The sequence below is a fragment of the Proteus mirabilis HI4320 genome, assembly GCF_000069965.1.
GTDB lineage: Bacteria > Pseudomonadota > Gammaproteobacteria > Enterobacterales > Enterobacteriaceae > Proteus > Proteus mirabilis.
On record NC_010554.1, the window covers coordinates 2383409 to 2402281 of the forward strand.

17 protein-coding genes are annotated in these 18873 nt (G+C 36.4%); 4 read left to right on the forward strand and 13 right to left on the reverse strand.

The features are described 5' to 3' along the window. Positions 1-12: 12 nt before the first annotated feature. The gene (locus tag PMI_RS10820; protein WP_012368280.1) at positions 13-834 is read left to right on the forward strand and encodes a CPBP family intramembrane glutamic endopeptidase; all 822 of its coding nucleotides are present in this window, start codon (positions 13-15) and stop codon (positions 832-834) included. 358 nt (positions 835-1192) lie between these two features. After that, positions 1193-2107: an HTH-type transcriptional activator AllS gene (gene allS / locus PMI_RS10825; RefSeq protein WP_004244295.1), complete on the forward strand. Its 915-nt coding sequence runs from the start codon at positions 1193-1195 to the stop codon at positions 2105-2107. Between the two features lie 49 nt (positions 2108-2156). Here allS and PMI_RS10830 read toward each other — a convergent pair whose 3' ends face one another. The 6 genes from PMI_RS10830 to PMI_RS10855 form a co-directional block, all read right to left on the reverse strand. Further along, positions 2157-3401 (reverse strand): MFS transporter, encoded by a 1245-nt coding sequence (locus PMI_RS10830; protein WP_004244297.1) that lies wholly within the window; start codon positions 3399-3401, stop codon positions 2157-2159. A 24-nt stretch (positions 3402-3425) separates the two neighbouring features. Then, a complete protein-coding gene (locus PMI_RS10835) occupies positions 3426-4331 on the reverse strand; it encodes a carbamate kinase (protein WP_004244298.1) in 906 nt (301 codons plus the stop codon). Between the two features lie 46 nt (positions 4332-4377). After that, complete coding sequence (locus PMI_RS10840; RefSeq protein WP_004244299.1) at positions 4378-5202, reverse strand: oxamate carbamoyltransferase subunit AllH family protein; 825 nt, start codon at positions 5200-5202, stop codon at positions 4378-4380. 36 nt (positions 5203-5238) lie between these two features. Beyond that, positions 5239-6504, reverse strand: coding sequence for a YlbE family protein (locus tag PMI_RS10845; protein WP_004244300.1), 1266 nt, complete (start codon positions 6502-6504; stop codon positions 5239-5241). 12 nt (positions 6505-6516) lie between these two features. After that, positions 6517-8184, reverse strand: a complete 1668-nt coding sequence (locus tag PMI_RS10850) for an acyl-CoA synthetase FdrA (RefSeq protein WP_012368281.1) — start codon at positions 8182-8184, stop codon at positions 6517-6519. A 599-nt stretch (positions 8185-8783) separates the two neighbouring features. After that, complete coding sequence (locus PMI_RS10855) at positions 8784-9461, reverse strand: hydrolase (RefSeq protein WP_004244302.1); 678 nt, start codon at positions 9459-9461, stop codon at positions 8784-8786. Positions 9462-9740: 279 nt separating this feature from the next. Between PMI_RS10855 and PMI_RS10860 the strand changes: the two genes are divergently transcribed. Continuing rightward, on the forward strand, positions 9741-10616 hold the full coding sequence (locus tag PMI_RS10860) for a pirin family protein (protein ID WP_012368282.1): 876 nt from the start codon (positions 9741-9743) through the stop codon (positions 10614-10616). Between the two features lie 73 nt (positions 10617-10689). Here the strand turns inward: PMI_RS10860 and PMI_RS10865 are convergent, their stop codons facing one another. Continuing rightward, positions 10690-11595, reverse strand: coding sequence for a LysR substrate-binding domain-containing protein (locus PMI_RS10865; RefSeq protein ID WP_004248666.1), 906 nt, complete (start codon positions 11593-11595; stop codon positions 10690-10692). Positions 11596-12105: 510 nt separating this feature from the next. Between PMI_RS10865 and PMI_RS10870 the strand changes: the two genes are divergently transcribed. After that, positions 12106-13578: an anion permease gene (locus tag PMI_RS10870; protein WP_012368283.1), complete on the forward strand. Its 1473-nt coding sequence runs from the start codon at positions 12106-12108 to the stop codon at positions 13576-13578. Between the two features lie 53 nt (positions 13579-13631). On the opposite strand, the gene PMI_RS10875 is transcribed toward PMI_RS10870, so the two are convergent. The 6 genes from PMI_RS10875 to PMI_RS10900 form a co-directional block, all read right to left on the reverse strand. Next, positions 13632-13985 (reverse strand): helix-turn-helix domain-containing protein, encoded by a 354-nt coding sequence (locus PMI_RS10875; RefSeq protein WP_004244307.1) that lies wholly within the window; start codon positions 13983-13985, stop codon positions 13632-13634. Beyond that, positions 13978-14961 carry a fimbrial protein gene (locus PMI_RS10880; RefSeq protein WP_012368284.1) on the reverse strand — a complete coding sequence of 328 codons (984 nt, stop codon included), beginning with the start codon at positions 14959-14961 and terminating at the stop codon, positions 13978-13980. The genes PMI_RS10875 and PMI_RS10880 overlap by 8 nt, the downstream gene beginning before the upstream one ends. Continuing rightward, positions 14942-15235: a helix-turn-helix domain-containing protein gene (locus tag PMI_RS10885; RefSeq protein WP_012368285.1), complete on the reverse strand. Its 294-nt coding sequence runs from the start codon at positions 15233-15235 to the stop codon at positions 14942-14944. The genes PMI_RS10880 and PMI_RS10885 overlap by 20 nt, the downstream gene beginning before the upstream one ends. A 22-nt stretch (positions 15236-15257) precedes the next feature. Further along, positions 15258-15755 carry a fimbrial protein gene (locus tag PMI_RS10890; RefSeq protein WP_004244312.1) on the reverse strand — a complete coding sequence of 166 codons (498 nt, stop codon included), beginning with the start codon at positions 15753-15755 and terminating at the stop codon, positions 15258-15260. A gap of 12 nt (positions 15756-15767) precedes the next feature. Beyond that, complete coding sequence (locus tag PMI_RS10895) at positions 15768-16289, reverse strand: fimbrial protein (RefSeq protein WP_004244313.1); 522 nt, start codon at positions 16287-16289, stop codon at positions 15768-15770. 66 nt (positions 16290-16355) lie between these two features. Continuing rightward, positions 16356-18863 (reverse strand): fimbria/pilus outer membrane usher protein, encoded by a 2508-nt coding sequence (locus PMI_RS10900; RefSeq protein ID WP_012368286.1) that lies wholly within the window; start codon positions 18861-18863, stop codon positions 16356-16358. Positions 18864-18873: the final 10 nt, after the last annotated feature.

Sequence of the window (18873 nt, forward strand, 5' to 3'; positions counted from 1 at the left end):
TTGTAGATAATTATGATCACTTGGTTACTTCTTGCTTTATCTTTATTGTTATTAGGGTTCCATCGCAAACTTGCACTTACTACTTTAGCTATAACCACCATTAGCGCATTTATAACAGGTGTTATCACTTGGTATGTACTTCCGGTTATATTGAGCTTGATTTTACTCTCTTGTGCATATCGCCATTACAAAACAAATCGTCTTATTGCCACTATTGTTATTCTTGCATTTATCGCCATTATTGTTGGGTTAACTTTTCATTTTATTCCTGGTTTTAATAACTTACGCTACATTAAACATGTTCCATTAGGGCAATATAGCCCCCCTTTCTCTTTTTATTTCAATGCCGATAAAGCATTAATCCCTTTTATTTTAATGATTTTTATTCCTACATTATTTAAAACAGAGCCAGTAAAAAAAGCCAATAAATATCAATGGGTTTTACTGGCTATGGCGATCCCCGCACTGTTATTATTCGCAATGGCATTGGGTGGACTCGCTATTGAATTACATTTGCCACAATGGCTACCCGCCTTTATGTTAGCAAATATTTTCTTTGTCTCTCTTGCTGAAGAAGCACTATTTAGAGGAGCCATACAGCAAAGTCTATCTCGCTATTTATCTCCCTATCTTGCGCTATTTATTACCGCTATTTTATTTGGGTTAGTCCATTTTGCCGGGGGGATATTACTCATTATCTTCGCCTCATTGGCAGGTATTATTTATGGCTTAGCGTGGATGTGGAGCGGTAGGCTTTGGGTTGCTACACTCTTTCATTTTGCACTGAATCTCACTCACCTGCTCTTTTTCACTTACCCTTTTAAAATCGCGTAAGTGCTATATTATTCTGCTGTATTTTAAGTTTTAGTCTTTCCGTCTCTTTACTCGTTTAATACTAATACGAGTAAAGAGGATGGGTGAAACGTGAAAGCAGTCACACTATTAACTTATCGATCATCTTAATTTTCCCATCATTAGCTGAAATTTTTTGTTAGTATGCCCTTTATCGCTTATCTATAAATAACAAAAATTTTATACAACATATAATAACAAATAAGCCAAAATAACAGCGATTGACAGCATAAAAAATACCCACTATTGCACTGTGATAGGTATCCATCACACAAAAATAGATTATTTTTACCATACACATTATGTGACTTTTACCTCTTTCACCATCAGGAAAAAGAATATGTTAGATCAAGAGATGATCCGTACTTTTATTCAAGTAGCAGATTGCCAAAGCTTTACTAAAGCGGCGGAGATGTTACACAAAACATCTGCGGCCATCAGCTATCGGATCAAAACCCTAGAAGAGAATATTGGTACACAGTTGTTTAATCGTACGACAAGAACCGTCACATTAACGCCGGCAGGGGAATATTTATTAGAGAAATGTCGCCAGTGGATTGTTTGGCTTGAATCAATGCCTATCGAGCTACAGCAGATGAATGCGGGAGTTGAGCACCAAGTTAATATTGTTATTAATAACTTACTCTATGATCGTACCGCCGTGGCCAGTATGTTAGCCTGCCTGCACCAGCGTTTTCCTTCTACCCAATTTCATATTACTCGACAAGTTTATATGGGAGTATGGGACGCGTTAATTAATGAAGATTACCATTTTGCCATTGGTGTCACAGGTAATGAATCACTGAAAAATAATATTAATATTTGTGCTATGGGGGAAATTCAATGGCAATTTGTCGTGGCACCAAATCATCCATTAGCCAATGTTAGTGGGGTATTAAGTGATGATCAAATGCGGATATACTCTGCCGTCAATGTTGAAGATACTTCACGCCATCTTTCCAAACGCACCGCTTGGCGTCTATCTGGACAACATGAAATTAAAGTGCCTGATTTACATACTAAACTAGCATGTCATTTAAAAGGTGTCGGGATCGGTTTTTTACCATTAAGTCTATGTAAGCCACTGATTGATAGTGGACAACTTATTGCAAAGGAAGTGAAAAATCGTCGCCATAATTCTCCCCTATCACTAGCTTGGTGCGAAGATAAAAAAGGTGCCGTTGTCAGCTATCTGGTTGATTTGTTCCGACAAGGGCATCCCAGTGTGCAATCTTTTTACGATCCCCTTAACTAAAAAAGGCAAACCGAAGTTTGCCCTTGTTGATAACATTAAACTTAATGCGTTAGTTGGTCGCTGTGGCGTCAGGATTTTCTTTAATAAATAAGCTTGCCACAATACCTATGCAAATCAGGATAGCAGCAAAATAGAAGCCGGAATCCATACTTCCTGTTTTATCTGATAAAAAACCCGTTAATGTAGGGGCAAATACTGAACCTAGCATACCAATACAGTTATACACACCAAAAGATGTCCCTAATGCATGGCGTGGTGAATTATCTGCCACTACCGCCACTAATACTGGATTAGTACTAATTTTCCCTACGATCCCGTATAAGATCAGTGCACCAATCAGTACCGGCATAGAATCTGACATAGGTACAGCAAGAATAGCCACTAAAGATAACGGTAACATAATTAATAGCACAGGCTTACGACGGCCTAATTTATCAGAGAACCAGCTAAATAAGAGTGAGCCAGGAATAGCAAACCAAGGCATGAGTGATGCTATGGTAGAGATCTGTGTTCCTGTAATACCACGCTCGGTTTCAAGATAATAGGGTAACCAAGTGACTAAAACAAAGAACCCATAGATTGAACAGAAGATAGTAATATAAGCAAGGTTAATATTACGGTTACCAAATAAATCTTTAAACGTCAGTTTTGTTTTCTGTTTTGGTGCATTAGGAGCCGTATCCGTAGCTTTCGTTTTAGGTTTATCTTTTATTATCCATAACATCATCAAACCAATGATAATAATAGGTACCCCAATAATATAGAATGGTGCACGCCAGCTCATCCCCATCTCACCGACAGAAATACTAGAGATGTAGTAACCGATGGATAAACCAAACGCCATACCACTATTGATAATGGCACTACCTAGCGTAATACGATGTTTTGGAATAGCTTCTGAAGATAAACCATATTGTGGACCATAATAGAATCCTTGGAATACCCCGACCATCACCCATGCAAACATAAAGGTGACATAAGTTGGCATCATCCCTGCGATAATGGTAAATCCACCAAAGAGCACAACCCCCGTGACTAAGACTTTTTTCTTACCTAAATAGTCACCAATTATGCCTGATGGAATGTTCAGTGCTGTATAACCAATAAAGAAAATACTCATAATTGAGCCAAGTTGCGCTTTGGTAAGATCAAACTCAGCACCAATATTCACCATTAAAGGACCGACAATGGCACGGCTACCATACAGTGCAATCCAACCAAAAAAGAAAATAATCGTCAGCTTGACCCAATAAGGGACTTTGCCTTTACTCTCATTCACTTGTGCATCGTTCATAATGACGCTCCTGACAGAATGTTATTAAGACTTATAAATTAAAGTGCCAGACTGACCTTCAATAACCTGTTGAATGTTTTGTAATGCGCCAATATGAGCTTGTTGTCCTGTGGCATTTACAAAATCACTGACAGCCATGATTTTTGGTCCCATTGCGCCATCAGCGACTGCCATTGGTGCAAGTTCTTCTGGTGTTGCTTCACGAATAGCAGCTTGTTCTGGTGTTCCCCAATTTTTATAAATGGCATCAGCCTCTGTTAAAATAACAAAGTGCTCTGCATTTAACTCACGAGAAATTAAAGCTGCTGTTAAATCTTTATCTATAACGGCTTCACTACCAATAAATTCATTATTTATATTATTAACTGGAATACCTCCTCCACCGCCACAAATAACAATATGACCTTTATCTAATAAAAGCTTTACTGCCTCTATATCAATTATTTTTTGAGGTGCTGGTGAAGGTACGACACGGCGATAATATTGCCCATCTTTTTTAAATGTCCATTGATATTTATTTATTAATTCTTCTTTTTCTGCTTCCTCATAAATAGGACCAATAAATTTACTCGGCTCTCTAAAAGCCTCATCATTAATATCAACAGAAACACGAGTCATTACTGTAGTAATTGCTTGCGTAGGATTATTTTGATTAATTTTCTGCATCATCATATAACCAATCATCCCCTGGCTTTCCGCGACCAAGATATCCAACGGATAGGCTGGAACCGCTTGATAAGCAAGATTTTGTAATGCTAACAACCCAACCTGAGGCCCATTACCATGTACTAAAACAACACGGTACTCTTGCGCTAATTTATTAATTGTCTCTGACATTAATTCAATATTTTTATATTGATTTTCAGCAGATAAAACTTCGCCACGCTGTAATAATGCATTTCCGCCTAAAGCAATAACAATTGTTTTCATAATTATCCGTTTCCGAACGTTTATAATTTCTTTTTAATAAAAAAGATTAATCTATACGCTGTTGTTGTTTAATTTGATAACCAATCCATAATCCCAGTAAAGTATCTGCACCGGAATGATGACCGATAGAGAGTATTTCCAACATATCTTTAAAAATAATCTCTTTATTTTTTATTTTTTTACCTAGTTGAATAAGATAGGTAGAAAATATTCCCCGTGTGGCGTATTCCAAATAATGTTGACTCACTATCGTAGTTAATGACGATAATGGTGGTGTTTCATTAAAAAAATGTTCAATCGATTTTTCTGGCTCTGCTAAATAATGCGCAAATAACATTCCCACCAGCATATCATCTGAACTCGGTGTTAACCCTGGACCTTTACCAATAAACATCGCCCAATTAACCGCTTTTCCAGACAATTGATGATAAAATAACTTTGTTAATAACTTAATTTCATCAAGTCGGGCGATTTGACGATAGTTTTTTAATGGCCCATAGAGTCCTGTCGCTATCACCGGAGATAATAGAGAAAAAAAACTCTCTAACCATCGTAAATCTAATGTCGCTTTATCTTGTAAACGCAAATTTTCACTATCACCGGCAATCAATGTCATATTATCTGCGATTGCGATTTGATTGTTTTTCATCCGCATTTTCAAAGCGGGATGACACTGCTTAGCCAAAGAATCAAAATCGGCTTGTTTCAGTAGCCACCCCATCGGGCTTAATCCTCTTCCTTGCCGATGAAAAGTGATTAAGCGTTGCTGAGGGCAAATAAAATTCAAAGCATGTTCATAAATGCCGACACATTTAAACTCACCTTCAAAAGCAAAGATATGCTGACTGGTTTGAAGTGCTTGAATTTGCATATTGCCCCCTGACGACCGTGTTATTACAAAACGTGATTAAGCTTCAATGCCTAATTCTTCTGCTAATGCCACTATCGCTTTTTCAAAACAGCCTAAAGGTGCACGTACCGTTCCTGCGCCAATTTGCCCAACCCCCGGCTCTTTATGAGCAATACCCGTATTAATTAGCGGTGTAATACCCGTTTCAACAACTCGACGAGCATCTAAACCTAAACACGCACCTTGGAAATCCCAAGTCGGTATTTGTAGCATCATATTACGAGCAAGGTAGATTTCAGCCATCTCTTCTGTCACTTCACGTGCTGCATCCATACCACCCGATGCTCCGACAAAGCGGGTTACTCCCGGAGCTGCAACCATTGCTGCACCACCAATACCGAAAGTTTCAGTAATAGCACTATCACCAATATCAGGGTTGGCATCTGCTTGGCTAAAACCAGAGAAGAATAATCCTTGTGGCGTATTAACAGGTGCTGTAAACCATTGATCACCCATACCACTTATTTTGATGCCAAAATTACTACCATTACGTGTCATTACCGTCACAATCGTACCTTGCTTAATTTGTGCTCCTGCGTCCATCGCCGCTTTACAATAAGCCATGGCTAAATTAAGGAAGAATTGGTCAGTAATACTGAGGAATTTGGTCACTTTAGTTATCTCAGCCGCATCTAAATCCAATGTGCTAAGAATTGGCGCCAGCTCTCGTAACAATAGTGCAGAAGCTGCAATATTACGTTGGTGGAATTCATCCCCCATCGTAATGGCTTGACCCATAATTGCCGTAAGGTCTATCCCATTCTCAATGGTGGCTAAAGCTGCTTTTAATACCGGAGCTAAGCTATTACGCATCCAATGCAAACGTTCTTGTACATCAGGACCATAAGCACCAAAACGCATCACTTTACCAATACCTTCGTTCATATTGCAGTAAGCATAGTTACCGTGAACATGGTTTTTAATCACTAGCATTGGCATATGAGCAGAAGTAATACCGCCCATCGGCCCTACGGCATTGACATTATGGCAAGGAATAAACTCAATCTCTCCCGCCTCTAACATAGCCAAGGCTTGTGCTTCATTTTCAGCCCAACCTTCAAATAAGCTAGCACCAATACAGGCGCCACGGACAGGGCCACTCATTTCTTGCCAAGTTACAGGAGGTCCCGCATGCAGTAATTTTTTTCCTGTTGCTAACGTTGGCACTACTTCTTTTGCTAAACTCACATCACACCAGTGAGGACGGGCTTCACGGATACGTTCGATAACTGCTTCATTCGCTTGTTCGATAGTTGAGTACATATCTGCAATTCCTTATTTCAATTTCTTTAATATTTCAGCCAGTTTTTTATTACCACCTGCGACAGGTGCCCATTGATAATGAACAACAGGCGTACCACTGGATTGCAGATCGTCAGCAAAACTGCGTAATCCGGCGTTGATCACGGAGATCCCATTTAAAAGTGGTGAAATTTCAGCAGCGGCTTCTACTGGATGTGGCTGGATTAATTCTTTGGCTAACAGTACGACTTCTGGCAAGGTATCCATCACAATAATACCTGCATCTTGTAGCTGTTTTTGTTGCTCACTACGGTTTTGAGGATCTTCCTGCGTACCGGTAATAGTGGCGATAGTAATCAGTGGATTAGCTTCACCACGTTTTTCATTTAATTTTTTAATTTCTTGAATTAATGCACCTGCTGGATCTGACGTTGCACCATAACCAATCACAAAGTCGACCAGTAATACGCCAATATCATGCTTATTACTTAATTCACTAATAAATTTATTGCGAGTAGAAGGATCTATCATTGGATGGGGTTTGCCTTGGGTATAAAAATCATCGCCCATATCAATAATTTTATGCCCTTGTGCATCGAGCATCGTACCTTGCTTATGTTCGTTATCTACCGCCACATTGAGTTGCTCAGATAACAACATCGCGCATTCTGCCGCTAATGTTCCACCCGCATATAATCCAATAATCTTTTTACCTGCCACTTTGGGTAACTGAGCAGCACTATCTTCAACACGTGCTAACGTAGCCGCAATACGCGCCGTTTCGTCTAAGGTGCGAGTAAAATAGATATTATCGTCTTGATATTTCTCTGGTGTTGTTCCTAAGAATTGCGCCACTATCGGTTTATTATGACGCTTCATTTCTGCAATAATTTTTTCACGTACTGCAGGCGCGGGAGGTTTAGAAACAAAAGCAATCACACGGGTTTGAGGATCTGCCGCCAGCATATTAATAGCCGTGATAGCACTAATGCCACCAATTTGCTCGCTGAGATCTCGTCCCCCCAGACCTATTGCATGAGAAACCCCTTGGCGTTGTAATACAATTTGTGAGGTGATCTCTTGAATTCCTGTCCCTGATGCACCAACGATACCAATAGAGCCTTTCGGTGCAATGTTAGCAAAGGCTAAAGGTGCGCCAGCAATATTTGCCGTACCACAGTCAGGCCCCATGACTATCAATCCGTTAGCGGCGGCTTTTTCTTTTAATGCTTTTTCATCAGCAATAGAGACGTTATCGGAAAATAGCATCACATTACAGCCATCTTCTAATCCCGTATCAGCTAATTCTGCAGCATACTCACCGGCAATAGAAATAAGCAACATATTAGCGTTAGGACTTTTTTGTTTAGCCGTACGCCAGCTACGTACAGTGGTTAATTTATTACCACTTTTTTGACCGTTAGCAATATCAGCTAAGGCTTCTTCTAACGCACTGGAGATAGTCTCGATAATAGCGGGATCGTCTGATTCAGCTTTAATCGAAACACAGATATCATTAGGTGTCGCTTCGTTAAAAATGTCATGCCAAAAACCGGTGACATCAAGGAGAGATTTATTCGCTGGTGTTCCCATCATGACGGAAATTTCTTCCACCTCAGGGGCTTCACTTAATTTTCGGGAAATTATCATCAGGCTGACGGAATCCTGAAAGCTCCCTTTTTTAATAAAAGCATGGATCATTATAATATCCTTAACGCATTTAATATATGTAACTGCACATATCTAGTTGCATTTCGTTTTTTTGATAATAAGAAGCCTATTTACTTAATAGCTTAAGTAATATAAATAAAATTCGAGATAGACATGTTTGAAACTCTGTATACAAACATACTGAATAAATATCAAAAAGTAGAGTGATTAAAGTCACAGTTATTTATTGTAAAAAATTTTTATTTAATCAGTCGCTATTTATTAAATAAATTATAATGAGTGGAATGAGTAAAAATAAAAAAACAACAGATTGAGTAAATTAATTTATATAAAATAAATTAATCATATAGTTAGCCATACCAAATGGTATGACAAATCAAGGAATTTATAATAAATTTAACAAACAAGTAACATAACGCAGTTAGCCGATATTATCAACAAATAAAAAGCACTTTATTAATAAACAAAGTGCCTTAAATAATTTTCATATAAATAAACATAAGTCTACATTTTACTTTTACACCCTTGCTAAAAATAATATTATTGAAAAAAAGCAAAAATAATGCCTATAAAAATAATATTTATAGGCATTTTAAAATTAATAAGTTTTAAATAAATTCAAGAACAAATTAACGTTGTGAATCTAAAGTTTCATTATTCTTTATAACATCTTGAGCTTTACTATAACTTTCAATTAATAACTGATAAGCAGGGAATATTTGGGTATAAGCTTGAGCCCATTCAGCGGCATCTGCACGGTTCCAAGTTTTTTGCATTTCAGAAGCCACTGCTGCCGTATCCATAGGCACAACACCGGCTTGAACAATACGTGCTAAGGTAATTTCTTCTGCCATTTTGCTATACGTTCCTGATGCATCAATCACAGCAAAAACTTGATAACCTTCAGCAACAGCACTAATTGCTGGGAACGCCATGCAAACACTCGTAATAGTACCAGCAATAATTAATTGCTTTTTACCCGTTGCTTTCACAGCTTCAACAAACTCAGGGTTATCCCATGCGTTAATTTCACCTTTACGGGCAACATATTTAGCATGTGGTGCATTTTGATGAATTTCTGGAATTAATGGGCCATTAGGACCTTGAGGGACAGAAGCCGTTGTAATAACTGGCATCTTCGCTAATGTTGCCATTTTTGCTAATACCGCAGCACGAGCACGTAATTCCGTCATTGGCATATCGCCAACGGTTTGGAATAAACCACTTTGGTGATCGATCAATAACATAACAGCATCATCTGGATTAATAACTGGACGTTGACCATTGAAATTTGCAGGAGTACTCATTTATTTATTCCTTCTAATTAACAAAAACGATTATTAACAATATGAAGAAGATATAAGGAAATAGCGTTAATTATCTCCTCGCTCTCGATATAATTAACAATAGTCAATTAATTAAAAAGTCGGTAGTAGCAATAATGATAAACACTATTCTAAAAATAGAACACTGAAACACTTTTGTCATTGTTCTATTTTTAGAATAATGAAACCTATTTTCCCCTCTACTCAAATCAATATAGCTCATTAGAATACCACCTATAGAAATTTTATAGGAATATCATTATGAAAAAAATTATTGGTGTTTATAAAGCGCCTCGTCAACATTGGGTCGGTGATGGCTTCCATGTACGCTCACTATTTAGTTATGGTGATCATGGTAAATATTTAAATCCATTTTTATTATTAGACAGAGCCGGCCCGACTGATTTCCCTGCCTCTCAAGGCCATAACCGTGGTGTAGGCGAACACCCTCACCGTGGGTTTGAGACTGTGACTATTGTCTATAAAGGGGAAGTGGCACATCACGATTCTACAGGTGAAGGAGGAGTGATTGGCCCTGGAGATGTACAATGGATGACCGCAGCATCAGGTATATTACATCAAGAGTATCACTCTGATGCCTTTAACCAAGCGGGAGGCATACTTGATATGGTGCAGTTATGGGTAAACCTCCCATCTCATGCTAAATCAGCGCCTGCTGGCTATCAGTTACTCAAAGAGAGTGCTATTCCAGTGCTTCCATTAGCGAATGATGCCGGACAACTGCGCGTGATTGCGGGGGAATATCATCAAACTCAAGGGGCGGCAAAAACCTTTTCACCTGTTGACGTTTGGGATATTCAATTGAAAAGTGGTAAATCTACGACCTTACCAAGCAAAAAAGATCGCTATGTGGGATTAGTGATACTCCATGGTAGCGCCTATCTTGATAGCCAAACTCAATTAAATACGGGCGATTTGGTTATTTTAGATAATCAAGGTGGCTCAATTAATCTTGAAGCCATTGAAGATGCGATTGTGTTATATCTTAGCGGAGAGCCAATTAATGAGCCTGTAGTTGGTTATGGTCCATTTGTGATGAACAGCAAAGATGAAATTAGGCAAGCTATTGATGACTTTAACCAAGGTAAATTTGGTCGTATCCCAAACGAAATATGATTAATACTCTCCTTGCTCTATAACTTTTATAACAAACGGCTGCTCACTTAGAGCAGTCGTTTGTATCTATTTTTTACTCTTTATATGGAGCCATATTCTGCGCTAAATAATCTAATAACACTTGAATAGCGGGTAATAAACCTTTTCGTGACGGATACACGGCATGAATAACATCTTTAGGAAAACGCCACTGTGGTAAGACTTCCACCAAAGAGCCATCTGCTAACTCTTTCTCTACGACACTCAATGGTAAACGCGTGATCCCAAGTCCCTTTAATGTTGCTTTATATAAGGTCATCACATCCGTTGTCGCTAATTTAGGTGTAACATGTTGCGTTGAAACAGTACCATCATTATGGGTAAGCGTTAGCGTATACTGCTGCGAATGTTCGCTATTAGCTAAAATAGGATAATCAGCAAGTTGCTCTGGAGAATCAGGCGCACTGTTGGTTGCAAATAATAGCGGATTAGCAACCAAAACACGGCGAGAATAACCTAATATTTTCATCGTTAAGCCAGAATCATCCAAAGGTAATGCTCTAACTCGTAAAGCTAAGTCAAGACCTTCACTGATCACATCCACAGGGCGATTGATCGCTAAAATTTGTATATTGATATCAGGATATTTTGCCATAAAATCCACCAAAATATCTTGAATATAAATTTGCAGTAATGCAACTGGGCAAGAGAGTTTGATCGTGCCGTGAGGATGCCCCTGTGCTGAACAAATAACCTCTTGAGCAATCTCCGCTTGTTCAACGACATTTTTACACTGTTGGTAAAAAGTTTGCCCTATCTTAGTGACATGAAATTGACGAGTTGAACGATAGATCAGCGAGACCTTTAGTCTCTCTTCTAAATCAGCAATACGACGACTAAGTTTTGATTTAGGAATACCTAACGTTTCGGCCGCTTGTGAAAAACCGCCAAACTCCACCACTTTAACAAAATAATAGAGGTCATTTAGATCATACTTCATCGCCTATTACCTATTTAATTGTCATTATATAAAAACTGAATTGTTTCAGCTTCGGAAATTATGATACATATATTATGATCTATTTTCACGCTAATAATATATTATAGGCTGATATTTTAGTAAAATAAAAATAACCATTAATTATAGCAATATAATATAAATAAAAATGGAGATTATTTTAATTCTGTGATGCTTATTTTTAATTACATAACACAATAAAAAATAAAAAAACAGGGATAGTTAAAAAGATTATTACTATTTAAATTAATTTAACACAAAACAACTAGCCTGAGTAAACAATAAATCACCTAAACAATAATGACTATAAAACAAATAGTTATTTAAAAACTTAATTACAAACCAAGATGTTAAGATTTAATTTTATTTTTATGATATTAATCAATGTATATTTAAAAATATGTTAATAAGATTATAATTAATAAAAATACTTATTTACATAATCTGTCACTTACAATTATTTCTTACACCTGTTTTTAATGGAATAACCTGATGAATAAATTAACTCCATTACGACCTATGCCTACCTTAATTGCGGTTGCTATTACCCTTATCATTTGGTTTGTTATCCCTGTTCCCCAAGGGGTAGATCCCAATGCTTGGCACTTGTTAGCGCTGTTTGTTGGTACTATTGCGGCTATTATCGGCAAAGCCTTACCTATAGGGGCAGTATCCATTATTGCTATTGCGCTTGTTGCCGCAACAGGCGTCACTAACCCAGACTCAACTAAAGGGGCGATTAATGATGCATTAAGTGGCTTTTCCAACAATCTTATCTGGTTAATCGGTATTTCTATTATGGTTTCAATGAGTCTTAATAAAACCGGATTAGGTGCTAGAATTGGTTACTATTTTATTTCGTTATTTGGTAAAAAAACCATTGGTATCGCTTATTCCCTAGCTATTGCAGAAACGATCCTCGCCCCTGTTACTCCAAGTAATACAGCTCGAGGTGGCGGGATTATTCACCCAATAATGCGATCTATTGCCGATAGCTTTAATTCAAAACCCGAAGAGGGTACTAGTGGTAAGATTGGTCGTTATTTATCGCTAGTCAATTATAATATCAATCCTATCACCTCAGCGATGTTTATTACTGCAACCGCGCCTAATCCTCTTATTGTAAGCTTAATTATCGGTGAAACAGGGTCTGAAAATGAGTTAACTTGGTCAATGTGGGCAATAGCGGCTTTTGTTCCCGCCATTGTTTCATTATTTTTAATGCCGATTGTGATCTACTTTTTATATAAACCAGAGATAACCCATACGCCGAATGCTCCCCACTTTGCCAAAGAGCGTTTAGCTCAATTAGGCCCTATTTCATTGCCAGAAAAAATCACTTTGGGAGTATTTGCACTGTTATTAATTATGTGGGCAGGAATACCCGCACTATTATTTGGTGATGCTTTTAGTATTAATGCGACTACTGCGGCTTTTATTGGTTTATCAATCTTATTATGTACTGGCGTATTAAATTGGGATGATATTTTAAAAAACAAAGGTGCATGGGATACCGTGGTTTGGTTTTCCGCATTAGTAATGATGGCCTCTTTTTTAGGAAAATTAGGTCTAATTAAATGGCTCTCATTAAGTGTGGGTGCCGGTATTGATAGTATGGGGATAAGCTGGGTAAGTGGTATGATATTACTCGTGCTGATTTATGTCTATTCTCACTATTTCTTTGCTAGCACCACGGCTCATATTACCGCCATGTTTGCTGCATTCTATGCCGCAGGTTTAGCTCTTGGCGCGCCACCAATGTTATTAGGACTTATTTTAGCTTTCTCTTCTTCATTAATGATGTCTTTAACTCATTACGGTACAGGTACTGCACCGATTATTTTCGGCTCAGGCTACGCGACCTTAGGTGAGTGGTGGAAAGCAGGTTTTGTTATGAGCATTGTTAACCTCATTATCTGGATAACCCTTGGTAGTTTATGGTGGAAGGTGCTGGGGTATTGGTAAAATAATAAAAACCAAAATATGATGCCTAATCAGTCTGTTAGGCATCATATTAACTAGCGCCAAAGTTCACACTTTTCGACAATCGTCTCAGAATGATAATAACTTTCTTTATAGGCTATTCCTTCTTGATCAAAACAATCATTTATATCCTGAAAAAAATAATTTAATTTAACTTTAAAAATATAAGATAATAAGTAAATTACATCCACATGAATATTGCACTCCCCATTTTCAAAGCGTGATTGATGTTGCTGGCTTACTCCTAATAAAGCACCAAGCTCACTACCCGTCATACCATGTTGTTGTCTTAACATTTTTATTCTTGCGCCAACTATCTTTGATATTTTTTTATTCATAATCGCCTCGAATGACAAAACCATATCGAAAAATATATTATTATCACTCATATAAGATATTTACTGTTGCTGTTGAGTTAGCACTACCTGGCGTTATTTTATTACCTGTTTTTATATATCTTGCTTTCCAACCAAATATATAATCACCGGAGGAGACCCCATTTTGTAGACTATTTTTTGTATTTAGTTTTATCGGGTTATTGTTTTTATCTAATAACTGAATGGCAACACCAGTGGCTCGATTAGTGCCCGATAAGTTTAATTTCCCTGTATTTACATCTATATATCCAGCACTACTTGTCACTGTCGCTTTAATGTTAGTGCCAGCCGCACAGTTTAATGTAATAGGAATATCTACACTTTTACTGACATCACCAATATTTTTAAATTGAGTATCATACCAAATCCCCATATTAATATTATAATTTGATGATTTTGTAGTACATTTTAATGAATTTATCTTTATTGCATTAAGAGGCAAATAAAGTGAAGTTAAGTTCCAAGTTGTGTTTTTAGGTTGTGTATTATTTTGTACTGCTTGAGCAATCTTGCCCCATTGAAGGCTTCCTGATTGCGTTACTCTGCCTGTTTTCATTATATAAACTGTCCAATTCGGGTATTCAAATAAATATGAGTTGTGTGTTCCATCGCCTTTCTTAGACCAAGTGGTGTTTAACGCGCCAAATTTATTGAAATAAACTTGAATTCCTATACCAGGGATATTTGTCTGTACTATTTTCTCAGCATTTGGTACCCATCCATTAGTATAATTTGCCGAAATTATAGAGTTACCACATTTCCCATCATTACCTGAAAAAGTTTTTATAGGTCCTGCTCTATAATTAATTATAATCTTATCTAATATACCTGTGCGCATATCATCATATTGAAGTGTATAAACTTTATTGGGTATATTAACCCAAATATTTTTTAAATTAGGATTTTGAATACAAGCCGCAAAGGAGTTAGCTGAGAAAAACAATAATGTAGCTAATAAAAAAATTTTTTTATTTATTAAATGATTCATTTTTATTCCCTATTATATTTGATATTTTATTTTCTATTTCTACTTTATCTTCATCATCTAATTGAAAAAGATCACTTAAACTAATACCGAAAAAGCAAGCATATTGATAAAGCCTATCTAGACTCACTCGATTAATTCCCCGTTCATATCTTGATTGCTGCTGTTGACTTATACCTATTTTCTTAGCCAATTCACTTAATGTGAGGCCATTAACCCTACGGTAATAAGCGATTTTTTTTCCTACCATCTTTGATGCTGGATAAGAGCGATTCACTTGAAACCCCTTTATGACACATTTAATTATAAATAAGAGTAAATTCAAGATGGCTCTTAAATGATCCCACCGTTATATTATTTCCATAGCCAACCATTCTTGCCGATAAAGCAAATTCCGCATTATGGTTATATTTATTAACAGCCGTCATTAATTTATCATTATTTTTTACAATACCTTTATTATTTTGCATTGCTAAATTTAGTGCTATATCTTTAGCAGTCCCACTATTAATAAAATATTCCGAATAATTAGGAACACTTTGGCCTCTTAAAATCATAGTGACTTTCTCTGTATTAACTGGGCAATTTTTTAATTTTATAGAAAAATCTATCCAGTCTGATGCTTGACCATTTTTAATATTTCTAATATTGATTTTTTTTAAATCAATTAAGTGGTTTTTCGTTTCTAACTCACAAGGTGAGGCTACTACTGATCCATATACATTAATATTAACAGTGTTGCTTAATGCGATAGGAGAATATGAAAATAATAAAAATAACGTTAGTGATTTCCACATAACACCCTCTTTTTATTGATAAATAAGCGTTGCTGTTATTTTGGCGGACACCGTCCCCGGTGTTGCATTACCTAATTTACTAAATGCTCGTGTTCTTAGTGGAACAGTAACCGATGGTTTACCATTAACCGCGATATATAAATTTTTTCCATTACCTAATGGAATTTCGCCATTACTGTTTTTATTTTGTAATTGAACGGCAATATTTTTTGCCGTCCCCTCATTTTTATATAAATTATTCACATCTGCATTATCAGGAGTTCCAGAAAAAGTCAGCTTTACTTGATTTACCCCCGGAGAACAATCTATTAACTTAATATTAAAATCATTCCAAACAGAACTAGAGTTTACTTTATTAAATAAACTTTCTGGCATCTGTTTCAAATCAATATTAATATTTTTACTACCAGAAACATTACAAGTCGCGGCTTTTATATTTCCAGAAAATTGAAGTGTCACAGTACTTCCTGCAGATGAAAAAAAACTTATTCCAATAGTAGTTATAAGAAGGAAGAGCCTCATTACTTTTATCATTTTACTTTCCTACAGGTAGCAAACATCAATAGCTATAAAAATAACCATGTTTGATATTTAAATTAATTAATAGCAAGTTACAGTAGTTTTATAGAGCCCTAAATAATCTGGAATATCAGATAGATCATAATTTACCTGACAGCTTTCATTGTTGTATTTAATAGTAAAGTTTCCTTTCTGTTTTAGCCCTGATAAATAAACTTCTCCATCATTACCTACAATACTATTTAACTGACTATTGTCTTTAAAAATAGCTTGAGCGCCAAATGGTACTGGCTTTTTGTTTTCCAAATTTATCGTCATTAATACACGATAGCCTACATTTGCTGAAAAATTCGCTTTTACTAAAGCCCCTCGACTCGGTAAAACCGTCTGACTGGTAAGTTCCATTTCAGCATTCTCTGGCAATCTTAATGTATCGATCTCGACAGTATTTTTACGATATGGTGTGACATAAGGAACTAATGCATACCCTGAGTTATTAGTCCTAACTCCCGCTTGATTTAATATCGTAATATCACCCGCATTAGGAATATCTACGATTGCCGCGGTTTCTCCCAGTTGCTGTCCAAAAACAACTCCCTGAGAATGAGCAACGACGCTACCGCTCACACCATAGTAAAGATTATGATTATCTTTGCTATAACTGTACCCCCCCGTAATATCACCTAGTTGGCCTTTGTAGGATGCATTGATATTTCCAGAAGATCCTTGATCTTGATTGGTAAATGCTTGTTGCACACTCCAATTTAGTCGATTATTTAACTGAGATGCCGATATACCTACACTTCCTGTACTTGAACTATTATTGTTACTATTCGCATTAAAATTATAATAAAAAGTATTATCAAATACGCTAAAGGGCACATTCACCGAAAAAGCCAACAAATGTTCATCATCATTTTGTCTTTTCTGATCAGCAATATAAGAATGATTAACTGTATTTTTATTGTAGGTATAATTTATTCCATAGCTGATACCTTGCCAGCTATTATTATAACCAAGTGTTGCTGATTGTTTTTTGCTTTTGCTGTTCCAATAATCCTCTTGTATATATCCGATAGCTAAAGAGCCATATTTATCACCTAAATTTTGATTAAGTGTTATCTCCGCACGATGACGGCGTTGCTCAATTTCAGGGCTATAATGAGTACGACGAAAACTATCAAACACTTCAGATAAACTATAAAAGCCACTCGTTGAATAGCGATAACCTGCTAAAGCAATATTGGTTCCTATATTGTTCAAATTCTTATTATATCTAAACCGATAAGACTGACCTTGTTGCTTCCTTCCATCATTAAAAGTTGACTTAGCCTGTGTAACATCAACAGAAACAGCACCAAATGAGCCTAAATTCTTCCCAACACCTAGGGAGTAAGATTGATAATTTTGACTCAACTGACTTCCCCCATAAGCAGTAGTGCCATAAGGTAAACCATAAACTAATGTAAACTGACCAAACTTCGTTTTATCTACATTATTATCATAAGCACGATATTCACCGCCCGTTACGCTATAAGTGAAATGACCTTCACGCTGTAATACAGGTAAAGAGGCGAAAGGTACGATTTGATGTTGCTCACTACCATTAGCACCCTTAATCGTAACGTATAAATCCCCACTACTACCTGATGGATATAAATCATTAATTTCAAAAGGGCCAGCTGCCACTTCAGTTTGATAAATAGTATATCCATTTTGTTTGATAGTTATTTGCGAGTTACTTTTTGCAATCCCTCTAATGATAGGCGCATAGCCTCTTAAACTTTCTGGATACATCTCATCATCTGTTGATAATTGCATGCCTCGAAACGGAACACTATCAAAAACATCAGATGAAGATATCCCATCCCCTAGTATTAACTGACTTTTTATTTTATTTATATTCCTAGATAAATAGGTATAAAGGGTGTTCCACTTCCCTGATTGATTACTTGTACTCGACCATGTTGTGTAGTTTCTTAAACGCCATGGTCCTAAATTTAAACCTGGTCTTAAATTTATATAATTTGAAGTTGTATTTGAACTGCCATTCTTACGATCATAGTTTTTAGAACCACTATAACTATAGTTTAGTAATAAGGCATTTATACCATTATCAATATTATCTAACTCTATATATCCTCTTGGGTTTTTAGATAATGCAATTTGCGGAATACTTAAATATAACCTTTGTGAATCAAAATCTAATTCACTTTTAGCTTCTGGTATCGCAGACAAATTGACACAGCTAGTATATTCAGAATAAAGCCCAGGATAATCTGTTGTTTTAACCCCAAAGTCATTTAGATCATTTACTGATAAACAAGGTTTAAGCTGATTATTTTTATCTTTATCAAATCTAATATTTTTAGTTAAAATTAAATTAGTGTTAACATAAATATCAACATAATAGTCACCTGCTAGCTGTTGGTTATTCTCAAAAGAAGATAAATCAATAATATCTTTATTTGGCAGCTCTAAAAAATCTGGATCAAAATAGATATCATCTAAATTATTATTTTCTGCATATAATAAAGCTGCATAGCCTAAGTATAAAATGAGGCTAATACATACCTTACTTATTTTCATATTAGAAACC

Excerpts from the sequence above, each read along its gene's own strand:
- PMI_RS10895 (WP_004244313.1), bottom strand. The coding sequence starts at position 16,289 with ATGATAAAAGTAATGAGGCTCTTCCTTCTTATAACTACTATTGGAATA.
- PMI_RS10890 (WP_004244312.1), bottom strand. The coding sequence starts at position 15,755 with ATGTGGAAATCACTAACGTTATTTTTATTATTTTCATATTCTCCTATC.
- PMI_RS10900 (WP_012368286.1), bottom strand. The coding sequence starts at position 18,863 with ATGAAAATAAGTAAGGTATGTATTAGCCTCATTTTATACTTAGGCTAT.
- PMI_RS10845 (WP_004244300.1), bottom strand. The coding sequence starts at position 6,504 with ATGTACTCAACTATCGAACAAGCGAATGAAGCAGTTATCGAACGTATC.
- PMI_RS10860 (WP_012368282.1), top strand. The coding sequence starts at position 9,741 with ATGAAAAAAATTATTGGTGTTTATAAAGCGCCTCGTCAACATTGGGTC.
- PMI_RS10830 (WP_004244297.1), bottom strand. The coding sequence starts at position 3,401 with ATGAACGATGCACAAGTGAATGAGAGTAAAGGCAAAGTCCCTTATTGG.
- PMI_RS10880 (WP_012368284.1), bottom strand. The coding sequence starts at position 14,961 with ATGAATCATTTAATAAATAAAAAAATTTTTTTATTAGCTACATTATTG.
- PMI_RS10875 (WP_004244307.1), bottom strand. The coding sequence starts at position 13,985 with ATGAGTGATAATAATATATTTTTCGATATGGTTTTGTCATTCGAGGCG.
- PMI_RS10820 (WP_012368280.1), top strand. The coding sequence starts at position 13 with ATGATCACTTGGTTACTTCTTGCTTTATCTTTATTGTTATTAGGGTTC.
- PMI_RS10870 (WP_012368283.1), top strand. The coding sequence starts at position 12,106 with ATGAATAAATTAACTCCATTACGACCTATGCCTACCTTAATTGCGGTT.
- PMI_RS10865 (WP_004248666.1), bottom strand. The coding sequence starts at position 11,595 with ATGAAGTATGATCTAAATGACCTCTATTATTTTGTTAAAGTGGTGGAG.
- PMI_RS10850 (WP_012368281.1), bottom strand. The coding sequence starts at position 8,184 with ATGATCCATGCTTTTATTAAAAAAGGGAGCTTTCAGGATTCCGTCAGC.
- allS (WP_004244295.1), top strand. The coding sequence starts at position 1,193 with ATGTTAGATCAAGAGATGATCCGTACTTTTATTCAAGTAGCAGATTGC.
- PMI_RS10835 (WP_004244298.1), bottom strand. The coding sequence starts at position 4,331 with ATGAAAACAATTGTTATTGCTTTAGGCGGAAATGCATTATTACAGCGT.
- PMI_RS10840 (WP_004244299.1), bottom strand. The coding sequence starts at position 5,202 with ATGCAAATTCAAGCACTTCAAACCAGTCAGCATATCTTTGCTTTTGAA.
- PMI_RS10855 (WP_004244302.1), bottom strand. The coding sequence starts at position 9,461 with ATGAGTACTCCTGCAAATTTCAATGGTCAACGTCCAGTTATTAATCCA.